Source organism: Paracoccus benzoatiresistens (assembly GCF_026913015.1).
Lineage (GTDB): Bacteria > Pseudomonadota > Alphaproteobacteria > Rhodobacterales > Rhodobacteraceae > Paracoccus > Paracoccus benzoatiresistens.
In genome coordinates this window covers 1-1,392 of record NZ_JAPTYD010000157.1, presented here as the reverse complement: position 1 = coordinate 1,392, position 1,392 = coordinate 1, and the positions used below count along the sequence as shown (strand labels likewise).

The 1,392-nt window shown below is 66.6% G+C and carries 1 protein-coding gene; it reads left to right on the top strand.

Going from position 1 to position 1,392, the window contains the following annotated elements; all coding sequences use genetic code 11:
* Positions 1-1,392 (top strand): electron transfer flavoprotein-ubiquinone oxidoreductase (locus tag OU682_RS23955; RefSeq protein WP_268944678.1); only part of this gene is annotated, 1,392 nt, incomplete at its 5' end.

Genomic DNA, 1,392 nt, shown 5'->3' with positions numbered 1-1,392 from the left:
GCGGGGCAGGTGCGGGTGCCGAACTGGCCGATGCCGCGGCTGATGAACAATCACGGCAACTACATCGTCTCGATGGGCAGCGTCTGCCGCTGGCTCGCGGAACAGGCCGAGGAGCTGGGCGTCGAGATCTTTCCGGGCATGGCGGCAAGCCAGGTGGTCTGGGCCAAAAACGAAGACGGCACCGATCGCGTGCGTGGCGTGGTCGCGGGCGAGATGGGGCTGCAATCCGACGGCACCCCGGGCCCGCACTACGAGCCCGGCATGGAGCTGCACGGCAAGTATGTCTTCATCGGCGAGGGCGTGCGCGGGTCCTTGGCCAAGGAGATCATCGCCAAGCTGAACCTGTCGGAGGGCCACGAGCCGCAGAAATACGGCTTGGGCATGAAGGAGATCTGGGAGGTCCGCCCCGAGAAGTTCCAACAAGGCCGGGTCGTGCACACGATGGGCTGGCCCTTGGGCAAGAACGCCGGCGGCGGCTCCTTCATCTATCATTACGAGGACAACCTGGTGATGGTGGGCTTCGTGGTGCACCTGAACTACGAGAACCCGTATCTGTATCCCTACATGGAGTTCCAGCGCTTCAAGCACCACCCGATGGTGGCCGACCTGCTGGAAGGGGGCAAGCGCATCTCCTATGGCGCCCGCGCCATCAGCGAGGGCGGCTGGCAGTCGCTGCCCGAGCTGTCGTTTGCGGGCGGCGTGCTGCTGGGCTGCTCGGCGGGCATGGTCAACGTGCCGCGCATCAAGGGCAACCACAACGCGATGCTGTCGGGGATCGCGGCGGCCGAGGCGGCGGCGGCGGCCATCGCGGCGGGCCGCGCGGGGGACCGGCTGACGGATTACGACACGGCGGTGCGCACCGGCGACATCGGCCAGGACCTGAAAAAGGTGCGCAACGTCAAGCCCGCCTGGTCGCGCTACGGCCTGTGGCCGTCGCTGGTGCTGGGCGGCATGGACATGTGGGGGGCGGGGCTGACGGGCCGCAACCTCCTGCGGACCTGGAAGCACGGCAAGACGGATGCCGAGGCCACCGGCAAGGCGAAGGACTTCCAGCCGATCGACTATCCCAAGCCCGACGGCAAGCTCTCCTTCGACCGGCTGACCAACGTGGCATTCAGCTTCACCAACCACGAGGAAAGCCAGCCCTGCCACCTGAAGCTGACCGATCCCACCGTCCCGATCCGCGTCAACCTGCCCGAATACGCCGAGCCCGCGCAGCGCTACTGCCCGGCGGGCGTCTACGAGGTGGTCGAGGACGCGGAGGGCCCGCGCTTCGTGATCAACTTCCAGAACTGCGTCCATTGCAAGACCTGCGACATCAAGGACCCCTCCCAGAACATCACCTGGACCACCCCCCAGGGCGGCGACGGGCCAAATTACCCGAATATGTGA